This is a genomic window from Janibacter cremeus (genome assembly GCF_029395675.1).
Taxonomy (GTDB): Bacteria; Actinomycetota; Actinomycetes; order Actinomycetales; family Dermatophilaceae; genus Janibacter; species Janibacter cremeus_A.
The window spans coordinates 2233471-2248837 of the sequence record NZ_CP115184.1; the positions used below are offsets into that span (position 1 = coordinate 2233471).

Below are 15367 nucleotides of genomic sequence, written 5' to 3' on the forward strand. Positions count from 1 at the left end.
GCTCAGACGGCCTTCGCGGCGTCGGCCACCTCGGGCAGGAACTGCGTCACCGCGACCTCCATGGAGATCGGCGAGGGCGAGGACATCGTCATCGCGACGGAGTTGTCCGCGGAGGCGACGAAGCTGCCCCGCTCGATCGCCGGGATCCTCCCGAGCAGCGGGTCGTTCTTGATCGTGTCGACCTGCTTGTCGCTCTCGACATAGAAGATGACGACGTCGGCGTCGATGTCGCGTGCCTTCTCGGCGGAGACGGAGAAGAAGAAGGCGTCGTCCTTCGAGTTCTTCTTCACGATCGCTGCGTCCTCCATGCCGAAGCGGCGCAGCAACTGAGGGCGCAGGTCGATGCTCGTGTAGATGTCGATCTTGGACTTGTCGGTCGGGCTGAAGGAGAGCCAGGCGACGGACTTGCCCTTGACCTCGGAGTGCTCGGCCACCGCGTCGTCGATGAGTCGGTTGGTCTCGCCGATGAGCTTGCCGGCCTGGTCGGGGCGGCCGATGGCCTTGCCGATCATCGTCACGCTGACCTCCCAGGGCGTGCCCCAGGCGAGCTCGGGGTAGGCGACGGTCGGCGCGATCTTCGACAGCTTCTGGTAGTCCTCCTTGGTCAAGCCGGAGTTGACGCCGAGGACGAGGTCGGGGGTGAGCTTGGCGATCTCGTCGACCGGGATGCCGTCGGTGTCGTCGTAGCGCACGATCTTCGCGTCCGGGTCGATCTCCTTGACGGCCTCGTCGAACCAGTCGGTCGAGCCGTGCTGGTTGCCGCCCCAGGTGATCTTGGTGGCGCCGACCGGCAAAACCCCGAAGGAGGCGAGGACGTCGTGGTCGTTCCACCCGACCGTCGCGATGCGCGTGGGGGCCTCGGTGATCTCCGTCCTGCCGAAGGCGTGCTCGAGCGTCACCGGGAAGGCGCCGGGCTCCGCGGAGGCCGACCCGCCCCCCTTCGCTGCGGACCCGCTGTCGGCGGCGGAGCCGGTCGAGCAGGCCGAGAGGGCGAAGAGGAGTGCGGGGGCCGAGGTGATGACGGCACGGCGGTTCGGCGACATGGGCGTTCCCTTGGGGTGGACGACTAAGGAGGTCCTAACTTAGGACTGGCTTACCTTATACGCAACCGTTGTCCGCGAGGCAAACCCGTGCCGGTCGGCCCTTGGCGGTGGTGCGCGTCGTCGTCGGGCGGGCGCGCCCGGGGGCTCAGGCGAGGCCGAGGTCGGTCAGGCCGAAGACGTGCCGGTACTCCAGACCCGCCTCGGCGAACCGGTCGGCCGCGCCGGTGGCCCGATCGGCGATCGTGGCGACGGCGACCACCTCGGCGCCGGCCTCGCGGGCGGCGGTGGCCGCCTCGAGCGGGGAGGAACCGGTCGTCGAGGTGTCCTCGACGATGAGCACACGACGGCCCTCGATCGACGGGCCCTCGATACGCTGCTGCAGGCCGTGCGCCTTGCCGGCCTTGCGCACGACGAAGGCGTCCAGGCGCTCCCCCGTCGCCGCGGTGGCGTGGAGCATCGACGTGGCGACCGGGTCGGCACCGAGCGTCAGCCCGCCGACGGCGTCGAAGTCGAGGTCGGCAACCATGTCGAGCATGACCCGACCGACGAGCGGAGCGGCCTCGCCGTCGAGGGTGATGCGGCGCAGGTCGACGTAGTAGTCGGCCTCCGCGCCGGAGGAGAGGGTCACCCGTCCGTGGACGATGGCCTTGTCCTTGACGATCTCGAGCAGGCGGGCGCGGTCGGCAGCGATGTCAGTCACGGCCCGCAGTCTATGGCCGCGCTCCCGGGGCCTGCACTTCCCCACGGGGCGTGCGAAGGGGGCCGGAGACTCAGTCCTTGCGGTGCAGGGAGCGGACGCGCCGGCTGCGGACCAGGGCGCGCGGCAGGTGCCGCACGAGGGTGGCGACCGCCTTGTACTGGGGGCTCGGGACGGAGACGACGGCGCCGGACTCGGCGTCGGCGAGCGCCGCCCGCACGACGTCGGCCGCGTCGAGCCAGAGGGGGCCGGACCGCTCGCCCTTGTCGATGCCCGCCCGCTCGTGGAACTCCGTGCGGACGTACCCCGGCAGCAGCGCCGTCACCGAGACCCCGGTCCCCGCCAGCTGCCCCGCGAGCGACTCGCTGAAGGTGGTCACGTACGACTTCGCTGCCGAGTAGGTCCCGCTCGCGAGGTACCCGGCGACGGAGGAGACGTTGATGATCCGGCCGTGACCGCGCGCGTGCATCGTCGTCGCGGCCGCGTGGCTGAGCACGAGGACCGCGCGCACGAGCACGTCGAGCAGCTGCTCCTCGGCACGGACGTCGCTGTCGACGAAGCGCGAGCTCAGGCTGTACCCGGCGTTGTTGACCAAGAGGTCGACCGGTCGGGAGGGATCACGCAACCGCTCCGCCACCCGCTCCAGCGCCTCCCGGTCGGACAGGTCCGCCGGCAGCACCTCCACGGCCACGCCGTGGGCCGAGCGCAGCTCGGCCGCGACCGACTCCAGCCGCGCGGAGTCGCGGGCGACGAGGACCAGGGCGACCCCCTTCGCCGCCAGCTGCTCCGCGAACTCGCGACCGATGCCGGCGGTCGCCCCGGTGACCAGTGCGGTCATGCGCCGAGCGTGGCGTCGAAGAGTTCACGCAGCTCGGTGAAGTGCCGCTCGGCACCCACCTCCTGGTAGCTGGAGGTGTCACTCATCGTGAAGCCGTGCGGGGCGTCCGGGTAGACCGCGGTGCGGGCCTGCAGGCCGTGCTCGGTGAGCATCGCGTCCAGCCGGGCGATGTCCTCGGGCGGGTTCTTGTCGTCGTTGTCGGCGTGCCCGTAGACGAAGGCCGCCTGCGCGTCGACGAGCCTGTGGTGCGGGCTGTCCGGGTCGCTCGTCGCGATCATCGCACCGTGGAAGCCACCGCACGCCGCGACGCTCGAGTCGAGGCCGGCGGCGCGGGTCGCGAACTTCGCGCCCATGCAGTAGCCGGTGACACCGATCGGCCCCTCGGAGACCCCGTCGATCCCGCGCAGGGCAGCGATGTAGTGCGGCAGGTCGGCGTCGATGGCGGCGCCCGTGAGCGGCGCGAGGTACTCCCCGATGACCCTGCCGTACGCGGCCCGCTCCTCGGGGATGCGCAGGTCGGTGGTCGGGGTCGTCTCGGCGGCGGTGCCGGACCGGTACATCGTGTTGGGCGCGAGGACGATGTAGCCCCACGAGGCGATGCGGTCGGCCATGTCCTGGATGCGCTGGCGCAGGCCGATCGCGTCGATGAAGAGCAGCACACCGGGGTGCGAGCCGGCGTCGGGTCGGGCGATGACCGCCTCGGCGGTGCCCTCGGCGGCGGGGATCTCGATGAAGGGACGCATGGGTTACTCCTATGTCAAGCGGCGGCCGCGAGGTCGGTGTTCGCGGTGGCTTGGTTGGTGGTCAGGTGGTGGAAGACGACGCGTGCGAGTCGTCGTTTGAGGCAGCGCAGGGCTTCGCGGTTGGACATGCCTTCGGCCTTCTTCTTCTCGTAGTACGCCTTGCCCAAGGAGCCTTGCAGACGGACTTGGGTGATGGCGATGCGGTGCAGTGCGGCGTTGAGCTGACGGTTGCCCGAGCGGGTCATGCGCACCCGTCCGGCGGTGTTGCCCGACCAGACGGGGATCGGCGCGGCGCCGGCGTGCCGGGCGAAGGCTGCCTCGCTGTGGAAGCGTGACGCGCCAGCGGACTCACCGACCAGCTTGGCCGCGGTCAACGGCCCGACCCCGGGCATCGCCAGCAGCGTCGGCGCCGCCTGCGCGGTCAGGTCGGCGATGCGCTTGGCGTAGGTCTTGGCCCGGGCCGTCAGGGCGATGACGTCCTCGAGCTCTTCCAGCGCCAGCTCGGCCACGACCCCCTCGAGGGTGACCAGCCACGCGCGCAGCGCCTGCTGATGCTTGGCCAGGTCCAACGAGCGGGCCTTGGGCGCACGGGCCGGGTCCAGCTCGTGCACGCGCCACAGCAGCGAGTTGATCGTCGCTGTCCGTTGTGCCACAAGCGTTTCGCGGCGGTCGACCAACAGCTTCAGCTCCCGGGACGCCTCATCATGCGTAGCCACAGGAAGGCTGGGTTCACGCAGGTAGGCCCGCGCCACCGCCAAGGCGTCAATCGGGTCCGACTTGCCCCGCGTGCGCGCCACCCGACGCTGCTCGGCCATCATCTTCGGCGGCACCCGCACCACCTGCTGCCCGGCGGTGAGCAGGTCCCGCTCCAACCGAGCCGACATGTGCCGGCAGTCCTCGATCGCCCACACGATCTCGTCCCCGAACCGATCCCGAGCCCAGGCCAGCGCCTTGCGGTGGCCCTCGGTGACGGCCGGGACGGTCAGCTGCCCGACCTGCTTGCCGACCGGGTCGACCGCGACGAATGTGTGCGAACGCTTGTGGACATCGGCTCCAACAACAACCATGGTGGTTGCCTCCTTCACCTGATCAGTGACTGGACGGTTGGGCCGGTCGGCGGACACATCTCAGTGGGGGCGATGCCACGCTCCTATCAAGTCACGCCGGCCGGTCCTTCACACCAGGTGACGGCAGAACCCATGCTCATCAGCCCGAAGGCGACAACGAACCTAAGAGCCAGACACCCAGTGCTCAGGATCCAACCACCGCGTGAGCGGCACCATCACCCTGACACTGAGACCGAACCTAGGTCGCCTCGCCGTCGGTGGCTAGGGTGGCGCTCGTGCGTATCGCGACCTGGAACGTCAACTCCATCCGATCCCGAGTCGAGCGCGTCGAGGCCTGGCTGCAGCGCAGCGACATCGACGTGCTCGCCATCCAGGAGACCAAGGCCAGGGAGGACCAGTTCCCCCTCGAGCGCTTCACCGCGCTCGGGTACGAGGTCGCCCACCACGGCCTCAACCAGTGGAACGGCGTGGCGATCCTCTCGCGGGTCGGCATGGAGGACGTCGCCGTCGGCTTCGACGGCGACCCCGGCTGGGGGGACCCGGCGGCACCGGAGGCGCGCTCGATCGGTGCGACCTGCGGGGGCGTGCGCGTCTGGTCCCTCTACATCCCCAACGGTCGCGCCCTGGGCGACCCGCACATGGACTACAAGCTCGGCTGGCTCGAGCAGCTGCGCAAGCGCGCCGGCGACTGGGCCGCCGAGGGCACTCCCCTGGCGCTGTGCGGGGACTGGAACATCGCCCCGCGCGACGAGGACGTGTGGTCGATGGAGTACTTCGCCGACAAGACGCACGTGTCGCCGCCGGAGCGGGCGGCCTTCAACGCCTTCCTCGAGGACGGCTTCGTCGACGTCGTGCGCCCGCACGCCCCCGGCCCGGAGGCCTACACCTACTGGGACTACCAGCGCCTGGCCTTCCCGAAGCGACGCGGCATGCGCATCGACTTCGTCCTCGGGTCGGCGAGCCTCGCCGAGCGCGTCTCCGGTGCGGCCATCGATCGCGAGGAGCGCAAGGGCAAGGGCGCCAGCGACCACGCCCCGGTCATCGTCGGCCTCGACGGCGACGACGGTGCGGCAGCCGCCCGCGAGGCCAAGTGACTCCCGCACCGACGGCCCGCCGGGTGACCGTCGACTCCCCCGACGGCGCCCGCATCGCCGTCTTCGACCATGCGCCCGAGGGCGCCCCCACCGGCCCCACGGTCGTGCTCGCGCACGGCTGGTGCCTGACCCACGAGACCTGGGACCCTGTGGTCGCCGAGCTGCGGGCCCGGCAGCCCGACCTGCGGATCATCAGCTATGACCAGCCCGGCCACGGCCACTCCACGGTGGGCCTCGACCGCTCGGTCGACCTCGTCGACCTCGGCGCGACCCTGCGCGCGGTCGTCGAGAGCACAGCGCCCGAGGACGACCTCGTCCTCGCCGGCCACTCCATGGGCGGCATGACGATCATGGCGCTGGCCGGGCTCGACCCGGACCTCGTGCGCGAGCGGGTCCGCGGGGCCGCCCTCGTCGGGACGGCCGCACACCTGCCGGGCCGTCGGGGCATCCCCGGCGAGCGGCTCGCCATGGCCGTCCTCGGACGGCTGCCCGCGGGCTTCCGCGGCCTGCCGACGACACCGCGGCTGACCGCGGCCAACCTCTTCGGGGAGGACCCCGACCCGGGGGCGGTCCGCGCCACCGCCCGGATGACCAGCCGCACCCGCGCCAACGTCGTCGCCGACTGGTACCGGGCGATCATGGGACTCGACCTGCGGTCGGGACTGGCCCCCTTCGCCTCGATGCCGACGGAGATCATCACCGGCACCCGCGACCGGCTCACCCCGGTCTCAGCCGGTCGGCGCCTGGCGGCGCTGGTGCCGGGCGCGACCTTCCGGTCCGTGCCCGGCGTGGGTCACATGATCACCTACGAGGCGACGGACCTCGTCGTCACGCGGCTCGAGTCACTCCTCGACACCGAAGCCGCGAGCCAGCGCGCCTGACCCCTCGCGCCGCCGCAGCCCGAGCAGGGCGAGGGCGACGGCCGCGCCGAGGAGGGAGGCACCGGCGGCACCGAGGAAGACCGTGTGCACCTGCAGCAGCGCCGCGTCCAGCAACGCCTGGCCGTCGGTCTGCTGCTCGGGCGTCATCGCGGCCACGGCCTGGTAGTACCGGTGCAGTCCGACCCCGGTGAGCAGCGCGAGGCCGACCACCATCCCGACCATCCGGGCGACGACGACGAGGCTGCTCGCGGTGCCGTGGGCGTCCTGCGGCGAGTCGGCGAGCGCGGCATCGTTGACCGGGGCGAGGGCCATGCCCAGGCCGAAGCCGACGAGGGCGAGCGTGACCGTCGCCGAGACCTCCTCGAGCGAGCCGCGCTCCCACCCGGACATCACGAAGAGGCCGACCGTGCCGAGGACGAGCCCGATGCCCGCGGAGAGGCCGTCACCGACCCAGCGCAGGATCCAGCCGCCGACGAGTGCGCCGACGGGGACCGCGAGGAGGAACTTCACCAGCTGCATGGCCGCCTCGGTCTGCGACCCGCCCGTGGTCAGCCGGGAGAAGAGCGGGACGTCGACGACCACCGCGACGAGCGCGACGCCGACGAGGAAGGAGACGACCAGCGCCCACGGGGTGCGTCCGCGGACCGTGCCGCGGGGCACGAGCGGGTTCTCGGCGCGCCGGTGGCGCCAGACGTAGAGCGCGGCGCTGGTGACGGCGACCGGCAGGAGCGCGTAACCGAGCGGGCCGACCACCTCCGTCTCCGGGTCCGCGGAGGCGAAGGTGAGGATGATGCAGCCCAGTGCGGTGCCGAGCAGCAGGGCCCCCGGCAGGTCACTCACCCGCAACGGCGGCCACCAGCGGTCCCGCGTGATGACGACGAGCACGAGCAGCAGGACCGCCGTGACGACACCGATCGGGGTGAGCACGCGGCCGTCGCCGGTGATGGGGACGAAGGGGAGGCCGAGGACGACGTCGGTCGCCAGGGCGGCGGGGGCGGCGAGCGTGAGCCACAGCAGACCGATGGCCACGATCCCGAGCACCGTGGGGGCGAAGGGGGGTCGTCGCCTCTCCCCCGCGACCGCGGCGATCGCGATGAAGAGCAGGACGCCGAGGACGACGTTGAGCCAGAAGATCGCCCGCCAGTCGGCGACGACGAGGACGGCGGCGCCGAGCAGGGGCCCGAGGACGGAGCCCAGCTCCTGGACCGCCCCCACGATGCCCAGCGGCATGCCGCGGCGGCCCGGCGGCCAGAGGTCGGCCACCAGGGCGAGGGTGGCCGGCACGAGCCCGCCCCCGCCGACGCCCTGGACGACGCGTCCAGCGACGAGGACGTCGAGGTCGACGGCCAGGGCGGTCACGCCGGAGCCGACCACGAAGACGACGAGGCAGCCCAGCAGGATCCGCGAGCGCGGGATGAGGTCGGCGAGACGGCCGATGAGCGGAAGGACCGCGACGTAGCCCAGGAGGAAGCCGGAGATGATCGGGGCCGCGCGCTGCAGGTTGTCCAGGCCGAGGCCGACGCCGGCCATCATGTCGGTCAGCGCGAGGACGACGACATAGGTGTCCGCCGCGGCGAGGGCGACGGCCGTGGACGCCAGGGCCAACAGCGTGCGCGGGCGCGCGCCCAGGCGCGGGGACATCTCTGCCACGGGGGTGCCCATCACTCGGGCGCGGTGATCTCGACGTTCTTGCCGTAGTCCTTCAGGGCGAGGGCGAAGGTCGTCGGCTTCTCCTCGTAGAAGTCGCCCTCGATGACGACGGAGCGCAGCTCGCCGCTGTCGGGCTCGATGCCGTAGACAACGTCGAACTCGGTGGCGGACTCACCCAGGTTGAACAGGCGCTGGATGTCCTCCGCGGGGACGGTGCCGGTGTACTCCTGCAGCACGGTCTCGCCGTCGCGGACCTTCTCCCCGGCCTCGACATCGGTGCTGGTCTCCAGGATCTGGTCGACGCCGCTGCCGGCACGGAAGAACTCGGCCGGGTTGGGGGAGCCGAGGTCGGCCATGTCCACCCGGTTGAAGTCCTGGGTGAAGAAGGACATCCACGTCTCCTCGTCGACCGCAATGATCTCCACACCGGCCGAGTTGCCGTTGATGACGCCGGTGACCTGACCGCGGAACTTCGGGGTGGCCTCGTCGACGATCCCCGAGCCGGTGGCGGCGGAGACGCCGTTGCGGCCCTTGGGGATGGCCGACTGCTTGAGGTCGAAGGCGACGGTCCCGGCGTCGACGAAGGACTGCTGTGCCGTCGCGAGGGCCTCGTCGGGGGGCGTGGTCTCCTCGAAGACCGTGCACCCGCCGACGAGGGTCAGGGCAAGGGGGAGGCTGACCAGCACGGCGCGTCGTCGCATGCGCACACGCTAGCCCGTGGGCGGGGCCTGCCCGGGCGCCGCGCGCAGGACGTGATCACGCACACGGGCCAGCCGCGTCGTCGTCGCCGTCCGCAAGGCCACCGACGAGGCCGCGCGCAGGACCTGGGTGGTGGCGTGCCGCCGCCTGTGGAAGGCGCGGGGCGCCCCCTTCGCCCCGTGACGGTGGAGCATCCTCGCGAGGGTGACGGCGTCCCGGATGGCCTCGTTGGCGCCGCGTCCGAGGTTGGGCGCCATCCCGTGGGCGGCATCGCCGACGAGGACGAGGCCGTCGGCGGCGCTGCGTCGCAGGGGCGGTGCGAGCAGGATGCGCTGGACGTCCGCCTCGCCCCCGACCTGGGCCAGGACCCGCTGGAGAAGGGGGTCCCAGTCGCCGAAGCGGCCGGTCGCCAGAGCGAGGGCCTCCTCGAGGGGTGGCGCCTGGAGACCGTCGGCACGGCCCGTACCGACCGCGCAGAACCACGCGGCCCCGCGTGGGCCCGGGGTGATGCCGAAGAGCCCGCCGGGCCCCCACCACTCGGTCGGCCCCTCCGGTCGCGGCCCGGGCAGGTGGCCGCGGAGCACGATCCAGTCGGTGGCCACGGGGGCAGTGCCCGGGAAGGCGGACTGTCGACAGACGGAGCGCACCCCGTCCGCACCGACGACCAGGTCGGCGCCCACCTCGGCCGCGAGCGCGCGGGGATCGGTGACCTCGCGGGTGAAGCGGGTGACCCCGGGCGGAAGCGCGCTCTCGAGGGCGGCGACGATCTCCGGCCGCGGCGCGAACCACAGCTGCGGGGTGCGGTGCCTGACGAGGACCTGACCGGATGTGTCGCGGATGGTGCCGTGGTCGCAGGGGACCGAGGCCGCGCGGACCCGCTCCCCCATACCGAGGCGGTCGAGGTCGGCCATCGCACCCCGCCACAACGCCAGGACGGTCCCCGCCCCGGCGCGCTCCGGGCGCTCCTCGACGAGGGTCACCCGGAAGCGGCCCGGGTCGAGCGCTGCCGCCAGGGCCAGTCCGGCGATGCCGCCGCCGACGATCAGGACGTGTTCGCGAGGGTGCACGGCGTCGACGCTACCGAGATCAACGGCCCGGCCGACTCCACAGGCGGGGACATCAGCGCGCGGAGGCAATCGATCTCGTCAAAGCATGTTCACCGCTGCGACCGCTGGGTACGTTGGGCGTCATGCATCGACGCCTCTCAGCGGATGACTCCGCGTTCCAGCAACGCATGCGGGACTACTTCACGACCGAGTTCCCGCAGGACCTGCGCACCAAGGTCGCCGCAGGGGACAAGTTGTCCCCCGAGGACATCCGGCGCAGCCAGGCGACCCTCGCCGAGGCGGGGCTCGCTGTACCGGGCTGGCCGACCGAGTGGGGCGGCCAGGACTGGACCCCCCTGCAGAAACACATCTGGAACAGCGAGCTCCAGGCGGCCGGCGTGCCGCCGCCCCTGCCCTTCAACACGTCGATGGTCGGTCCGGTGATCGCCGCCTTCGGATCGGAGGGTCTCAAACGACGATTCCTCCCGAAGACGGCAACTGCCGAGATCTGGTGGTGCCAAGGATTCTCCGAGCCGGGCGCCGGCTCCGACCTCGCCTCGCTGCGGACGACCGCCGTCCGGGACGGTGACGAGTACGTCGTCACCGGGCAGAAGACCTGGACCACCCTCGGCCAGCACGCCGACTGGATGTTCGCCCTCGTGCGCACCGACCCCGATGCGCCGAAGAAGCAGGCCGGCATCTCCTTCCTCCTCCTCGACATGCGCAGCGAGGGCGTGACGGTCAGTCCCATCCGGACCCTCGACGGGGGCGTCGAGGTCAACGACGTCTTCCTCGACGAGGTCCGCGTCCCGGCGGACCAGTTGGTGGGCGAGGAGAACCGCGGGTGGGACTACGCGAAGTTCCTCCTGGGCAACGAGCGCGTCGGCGTCGCCAACACCGGCCTGATCAAGCGTTGGCTCGTCCAGCTCAAGGAGCACGCGCAACAGGTCCGCCTCGGCGACGGCACCCTGCTCGCCGACCCGGCCATCGCCGCGCGATTCGCCGAGGTCGAGGCCCAGCTGATGTCCGTCGAGCTGACCGCCGTCCGGGTCTCCGGAACGTCCGAGGACGGGCGTCCCGACCCGGCCTCGTCGATCCTCAAGCTGTGTGGCTCCCAGCTGCAGCAGGACGTCCTCGAGCTCGCCGTGGACATCAGCGGCCCCATGGCCCTGGTCTGGGACGCCCTCGACTCGGTACCCGAGTGGGCCGCGCAGAGCGTGCCCACCTACCTCAACTACCGCAAGGCCACGATCTACGGCGGATCCAGCGAGGTCCAGCGCAGCATCGTCGCCGGAACCATTCTTGGACTGAAGGGCTGACGCTGACCCATGGACTTCACCCCCACCGACGAACAGCAGGCGCTCGCCGAAGCCGTTCGGGGCACCCTCCGCCGCCATGCTTCCCTGGCCACCGGACGCGAGGAGTCCGCGGCTCCACCCGCCCACGACGAGACGTTGTGGTCAAGCCTGGTCGAGACCGGTGTCCCCGGACTCCTGTGGTCCGAGGAGGACGGCGGTCTTGGAGCAGGGATGACGGACCTCGCCGCCGCGGCGACCGCGATCGGACGTTCAGGGGTGCAGGTTCCCCTCGCCGAGTGCGTGGTCGCCGGCGCGCTCGTCCGGGCGCTCGCTCCGGCGGACGTGCGCCGGGAGGTTCTCGGCGCCGTGAGCGAAGGGAGCGCACTCCCGATCCCGGCACTCGCCGAGCCGCTGCGCGCGTGGTCGCCCGCGCCGACCGACGTCACCGCCTCCGAGGGGACCGGTTCGTGGACCCTCAGCGGCACCAAGGCGCCAGTGCGATACGCCCCGGCCGCCACCCACCTGCTCGTGTCCGCCGCCACCGAGTCGGGCACCGGCGTCTTCCTCCTCCCCTCCTCCGGTGGGACCGGTGAAGAGCTCGTCCTCGACAGCAGCCCCGCGACCCTGCTCGCCCAGGGCCCGTCGGCGGAGACCGCTCTGCGGGAGGCGCTCGCCCTCGGTGGGGTGGTCCTGTGCGCCGAGGCCGTCGGCGTCATGCAGGAGGCCCTGCGCCTGACGACCGAGTACCTCGGCACGCGAACCCAATTCGGCCGGACGCTGGCGAGCTTCCAGGCCCTCACGCACCGGGCCGCTGACATGTACGCCCAGCTCGAGCTCGCACGCAGTGCAACGCTGTACGCCGCAATGGCCGCCGACGAGCGCCCGCTCGACGTGGACCACGTCCTCCGGGCGCGGGTCGTGGTGGACGGTGCAGCGCGACTCATCGGCCAGGAGGCGATCCAGATGCACGGTGGCATCGGAGTGACCGCCGAGCACGCCGTCGGTCACCTCACCGCTCGGCTCACTGCGCTCACCCGCACCTGGGGCGACCGGCGCTCACACCTGGCCGAGCTCGCCACGCGGATCGACGACCACGAGGGCGTCGAGGTCTTGGCATGAGTCACGTCGATCCGACCAGGGAGGCGTTCGACCAGTTCAAGTCGCTGCCGCGCGACGAACCGATCCAGATGCTCAACCTGATCCGATACCGGGACAAGGCGGCCTACCCGGCGGGCCACGAGAACGCCGGGAAGGACTGGAGCGGCGCGGACGCCTACCGCGAGTACGGCCGTACGAGCGGTCCCGTCCTCCAGCGCGTCGGCGGACGGATCATCTGGCGCGGGAAGCCCCGGGTGACCTTGACCGGGCCGTCCGAGGAGCAGTGGGATGCCGGCTTCATCGCCGAATACCCCTCTGCAGCAGCCTTTTTCGCCATGATCTCCGACGAGGAGTACCAGCAGGCGGTCGTCAACCGAACGGCGGCCGTGGCGGACAGTCGCCTGATCAGGTTCGACCCGCGCGAGGGCGGGGCAGGCTTCGCGTGAGCGACGACGTTCGGCGCCCCCCACACGCTGGTGGAGGGCGCCGGACGGCCGTGTCCAAGGGGTCCGGGGACGGTCTCACCGCAGGGTGAGGCCCTCCCCTTCGTCATCGACGTCGACGACGACGGAGGAGCCGTCGCGCACGTCCCCGGCGAGCAGGGCGGTGGCCAGGCGGTCACCGATCTGCTTCTGCACCAGGCGACGCAGCGGACGGGCCCCGTAGGCGGGGTCGTAGCCCTTCTCCGCCAGCCAGCCACGAGCGGCCTCGGTGACCTCGAGCTCGATGCGACGGTCGGCCAGTCGTGCCGACATCTCGCGCACCTGCAGCTCGACGATGTGGCTCAGCTCGTCCCGCGTGAGGGCGTCGAAGACGACGATCTCGTCGAGCCGGTTGAGGAACTCCGGCTTGAACGCCTGCCGCACCATGCCCAGCACCGACTCGCGCTGCTCGGACGGATCGATGCTCGGGTCGGTGAGGAACTGGCTGCCGAGGTTGCTCGTCATCACGAGGATGACGTTGCGGAAGTCGACCGTGCGCCCCTGACCGTCCGTCAGGCGCCCGTCGTCGAGCACCTGCAGCAGGATGTCGAAGGTCTCGGGGTGGGCCTTCTCCACCTCGTCCAGCAGGACGACGGAGTAGGGCCGGCGACGCACCGCCTCGGTGAGCTGGCCCCCTTCCTCGTAGCCGACGTAGCCGGGAGGCGAACCGATGAGGCGCGCGACCGCGTGCTTCTCGGAGTACTCCGACATGTCGATGCGGACCATGGCCCGCTCGTCGTCGAAGAGGAAGTCCGCCAACGACTTCGCCAGCTCGGTCTTGCCGACGCCGGTCGGGCCCAGGAAGAGGAAGGAGCCGGTGGGACGGTCCGGGTCGGCGACGCCGGCACGGCTGCGCCGCACGGCATCCGAGACCGCACGCACGGCGTCGGTCTGGCCGACGAGCCGCGAGCCGATGATCGACTCCATGCTCAGCAGCTTCTCCGTCTCCCCCTGCAGCAGGCGCCCGGCGGGGATGCCGGTCCAGGCCGCGATGACCTCGGCGATGTCGTCGCTGCCGACGCGCTCCTTGACCATCGGCGACTCGTCGCTGCTGGCCGTCTGCGACTCCTGGGCCTGGGCCTCCTCGAGCTCCTTCTCCACCGTGGGGATCTCGCCGTACAGCAGACGCGACGCACCCTCGAAGTCACCCTCGCGCTGCAGCCGGTCGGCCTGCGTGCGCAGGTCGTCCAACCGCGACTTGAGCTCACCGACGGCGTTGAGACCGGTCTTCTCGGCCTCCCACCGCGCCGTCAGCGCAGCGAGCTCCTCGGACTTGTCGGCGAGGTCCTTCTGCAGCCGGTCGAGACGGTCGCGCGAGGCGTCGTCGGTCTCGTTCTTCAGGTGCAGCTCCTCCATCTTCAGCCGGTCGACGGCACGACGCAGCTCGTCGATCTCGACGGGTGAGGAGTCGATCTCCATGCGCAGCCGCGAGGCCGCCTCGTCCACCAGGTCGATCGCCTTGTCCGGCAGCTTGCGGCCGGTGATGTACCGGTCGGAGAGGGTCGCTGCCGCGACGAGTGCCGTGTCCTCGATCTCCACCTTGTGGTGCGCCTCGTAGCGCTCCTTGAGCCCGCGCAGGATCGCGATGGAGTCCTCGACGCTCGGCTCACCGACGAAGACCTGTTGGAAGCGACGCTCCAGCGCGGGGTCCTTCTCGATGTGCTCACGGAACTCGTCGAGCGTCGTCGCGCCGACGAGACGCAGCTCGCCGCGGGCGAGCATCGGCTTGAGCATGTTGCCGGCATCCATGGCGCTGTCGCCGCCGGCCCCCGCTCCGACCACCGTGTGCAGCTCGTCGATGAAGGTGATGACCTCGCCCTCACTCGACTTGATCTCCTCGAGGACGGCCTTGAGGCGCTCCTCGAACTCGCCGCGGTACTTCGCCCCCGCGACCATCGCGCTCAGGTCGAGGCTGACGAGGCGCTTGTCGCGCAACGACTCCGGCACGTCACCGTCGACGATGCGCGAGGCGAGCCCCTCCACGACGGCGGTCTTGCCGACGCCGGGGTCACCGATGAGCACGGGGTTGTTCTTCGTCCGGCGGGAGAGCACCTGGACCACGCGGCGGATCTCCGCGTCGCGGCCGATGACCGGGTCGAGCTTGCCGTCGCGGGCCGCGGCGGTCAGGTCGGTCCCGTACTGCTCGAGGGCCTCTCCCCCGTCCGCCGGGGTCTCCGAGGTGACCTTGCGGCCGGCGCGCAGCTCCTCGATCTTCGCCTCCATGTCCTTCGCCCCGCGCTTCTCGATCGCGGCGAGGTGGCCGGCCTCGGCCAGCGCGAGCAGGAGGATGTCGAGGGCGAGGTGGGTGTCCCCCTTCGACCGCATCAGGGTGTCGGCCTGCTTCAGCACGGCTCCGGTCTCCCGGCTGAGCGAAGGGGGCTGGGCGGCACCGCTCGTGGTGGGCAGGGAGCGCAGCGCGGCGTCGGCCTGGCCGAGCACGTGCGAGGCGCCGGTCCCGGCGGCCTGCAGCAGCGTGTCGCACTGCGGGGTGTCCAGGCGCACGAGGGCGCTGACGAGGTGGTTGGGGGTGACTTCGGGGTGTCCTTCGGTCTGGGCGGACCGCTGGGCGAGGGCGAGGGCCTCGGCGACCTTCGTCGTCGGCTGGAACTCCATGGTTCTCCTTCACGGCTGGTGGATCATCTGCACGGATCAACCGGATCAAAGTTGAGTCTATTCCGCTCAACCTTCGACGTGCAGCGGTACGGCCGGTGGTCGAGACGTGATCCACTTT

General features: G+C 71.4%; 14 protein-coding genes. 5 read left to right on the forward strand and 9 right to left on the reverse strand.

All coding sequences use genetic code 11. From position 1 onward, the window contains the following. Nucleotides 1–2: 2 nt before the first annotated feature. The 5 genes from O9K63_RS10520 to O9K63_RS10540 all read right to left on the reverse strand — a co-directional run bounded on the left by O9K63_RS10520 (nucleotide 3) and on the right by O9K63_RS10540 (nucleotide 4406). A complete protein-coding gene (locus O9K63_RS10520; RefSeq protein WP_277237640.1) occupies nucleotides 3–1043 on the reverse strand; it encodes an ABC transporter substrate-binding protein in 1041 nt (346 codons plus the stop codon). 145 nt (nucleotides 1044–1188) lie between these two features. After that, the gene (pyrE, locus tag O9K63_RS10525; RefSeq protein WP_277237641.1) at nucleotides 1189–1743 is read right to left on the reverse strand and encodes an orotate phosphoribosyltransferase; all 555 of its coding nucleotides are present in this window, start codon (nucleotides 1741–1743) and stop codon (nucleotides 1189–1191) included. A 70-nt stretch (nucleotides 1744–1813) separates the two neighbouring features. Further along, a complete protein-coding gene (locus tag O9K63_RS10530) occupies nucleotides 1814–2578 on the reverse strand; it encodes an SDR family NAD(P)-dependent oxidoreductase (RefSeq protein WP_277237643.1) in 765 nt (254 codons plus the stop codon). Beyond that, on the reverse strand, nucleotides 2575–3321 hold the full coding sequence (locus O9K63_RS10535) for a dienelactone hydrolase family protein (RefSeq protein ID WP_277237645.1): 747 nt from the start codon (nucleotides 3319–3321) through the stop codon (nucleotides 2575–2577). The genes O9K63_RS10530 and O9K63_RS10535 overlap by 4 nt, the downstream gene beginning before the upstream one ends. Nucleotides 3322–3335: 14 nt before the next feature. Continuing rightward, nucleotides 3336–4406, reverse strand: a complete 1071-nt coding sequence (locus tag O9K63_RS10540; protein ID WP_277237647.1) for an IS110 family transposase — start codon at nucleotides 4404–4406, stop codon at nucleotides 3336–3338. A gap of 257 nt (nucleotides 4407–4663) precedes the next feature. On the opposite strand from O9K63_RS10540, the gene O9K63_RS10545 reads away from it, so the two are divergent. Both O9K63_RS10545 and O9K63_RS10550 read left to right on the forward strand, forming a co-directional pair. Then, a complete protein-coding gene (locus O9K63_RS10545; RefSeq protein WP_277237648.1) occupies nucleotides 4664–5482 on the forward strand; it encodes an exodeoxyribonuclease III in 819 nt (272 codons plus the stop codon). After that, nucleotides 5479–6363, forward strand: a complete 885-nt coding sequence (locus O9K63_RS10550; RefSeq protein ID WP_277237649.1) for an alpha/beta fold hydrolase — start codon at nucleotides 5479–5481, stop codon at nucleotides 6361–6363. The genes O9K63_RS10545 and O9K63_RS10550 overlap by 4 nt, the downstream gene beginning before the upstream one ends. On the opposite strand, the gene O9K63_RS10555 is transcribed toward O9K63_RS10550, so the two are convergent. From O9K63_RS10555 to O9K63_RS10565, 3 genes are read right to left on the reverse strand one after another with little or no spacing between them, the layout of a single operon-like run. Beyond that, complete coding sequence (locus O9K63_RS10555; protein ID WP_277242307.1) at nucleotides 6325–8004, reverse strand: MFS transporter; 1680 nt, start codon at nucleotides 8002–8004, stop codon at nucleotides 6325–6327. The genes O9K63_RS10550 and O9K63_RS10555 overlap by 39 nt on opposite strands. A 20-nt stretch (nucleotides 8005–8024) precedes the next feature. Then, nucleotides 8025–8714: an LppX_LprAFG lipoprotein gene (locus O9K63_RS10560; protein ID WP_277237650.1), complete on the reverse strand. Its 690-nt coding sequence runs from the start codon at nucleotides 8712–8714 to the stop codon at nucleotides 8025–8027. 9 nt (nucleotides 8715–8723) lie between these two features. After that, nucleotides 8724–9779, reverse strand: coding sequence for an FAD-dependent oxidoreductase (locus O9K63_RS10565; RefSeq protein WP_277237651.1), 1056 nt, complete (start codon nucleotides 9777–9779; stop codon nucleotides 8724–8726). 122 nt (nucleotides 9780–9901) lie between these two features. Between O9K63_RS10565 and O9K63_RS10570 the strand changes: the two genes are divergently transcribed. The 3 genes from O9K63_RS10570 to O9K63_RS10580 are packed head-to-tail and all read left to right on the forward strand — an operon-like array spanning nucleotide 9902 to nucleotide 12600. After that, nucleotides 9902–11077 carry an acyl-CoA dehydrogenase family protein gene (locus O9K63_RS10570; RefSeq protein ID WP_277237653.1) on the forward strand — a complete coding sequence of 392 codons (1176 nt, stop codon included), beginning with the start codon at nucleotides 9902–9904 and terminating at the stop codon, nucleotides 11075–11077. A gap of 9 nt (nucleotides 11078–11086) precedes the next feature. Beyond that, the gene (locus O9K63_RS10575; protein WP_277237655.1) at nucleotides 11087–12175 is read left to right on the forward strand and encodes an acyl-CoA dehydrogenase family protein; all 1089 of its coding nucleotides are present in this window, start codon (nucleotides 11087–11089) and stop codon (nucleotides 12173–12175) included. Then, a complete protein-coding gene (locus tag O9K63_RS10580; protein WP_277237657.1) occupies nucleotides 12172–12600 on the forward strand; it encodes a DUF1330 domain-containing protein in 429 nt (142 codons plus the stop codon). The genes O9K63_RS10575 and O9K63_RS10580 overlap by 4 nt, the downstream gene beginning before the upstream one ends. 75 nt (nucleotides 12601–12675) lie before the next feature. Here the strand turns inward: O9K63_RS10580 and clpB are convergent, their stop codons facing one another. Continuing rightward, a complete protein-coding gene (clpB, locus tag O9K63_RS10585; protein WP_277237659.1) occupies nucleotides 12676–15249 on the reverse strand; it encodes an ATP-dependent chaperone ClpB in 2574 nt (857 codons plus the stop codon). Between the last annotated feature and the right edge of the window lie 118 nt (nucleotides 15250–15367).

Coding starts and splice junctions, on each gene's coding strand:
- O9K63_RS10520 (WP_277237640.1), bottom strand. CDS start 1,043: ATGTCGCCGAACCGCCGTGCCGTCATCACCTCGGCCCCCGCACTCCTC.
- O9K63_RS10530 (WP_277237643.1), bottom strand. CDS start 2,578: ATGACCGCACTGGTCACCGGGGCGACCGCCGGCATCGGTCGCGAGTTC.
- O9K63_RS10535 (WP_277237645.1), bottom strand. CDS start 3,321: ATGCGTCCCTTCATCGAGATCCCCGCCGCCGAGGGCACCGCCGAGGCG.
- O9K63_RS10555 (WP_277242307.1), bottom strand. CDS start 8,004: ATGTCCCCGCGCCTGGGCGCGCGCCCGCGCACGCTGTTGGCCCTGGCG.
- O9K63_RS10560 (WP_277237650.1), bottom strand. CDS start 8,714: ATGCGACGACGCGCCGTGCTGGTCAGCCTCCCCCTTGCCCTGACCCTC.
- O9K63_RS10570 (WP_277237653.1), top strand. CDS start 9,902: ATGCATCGACGCCTCTCAGCGGATGACTCCGCGTTCCAGCAACGCATG.
- O9K63_RS10575 (WP_277237655.1), top strand. CDS start 11,087: ATGGACTTCACCCCCACCGACGAACAGCAGGCGCTCGCCGAAGCCGTT.
- O9K63_RS10580 (WP_277237657.1), top strand. CDS start 12,172: ATGAGTCACGTCGATCCGACCAGGGAGGCGTTCGACCAGTTCAAGTCG.
- clpB (WP_277237659.1), bottom strand. CDS start 15,249: ATGGAGTTCCAGCCGACGACGAAGGTCGCCGAGGCCCTCGCCCTCGCC.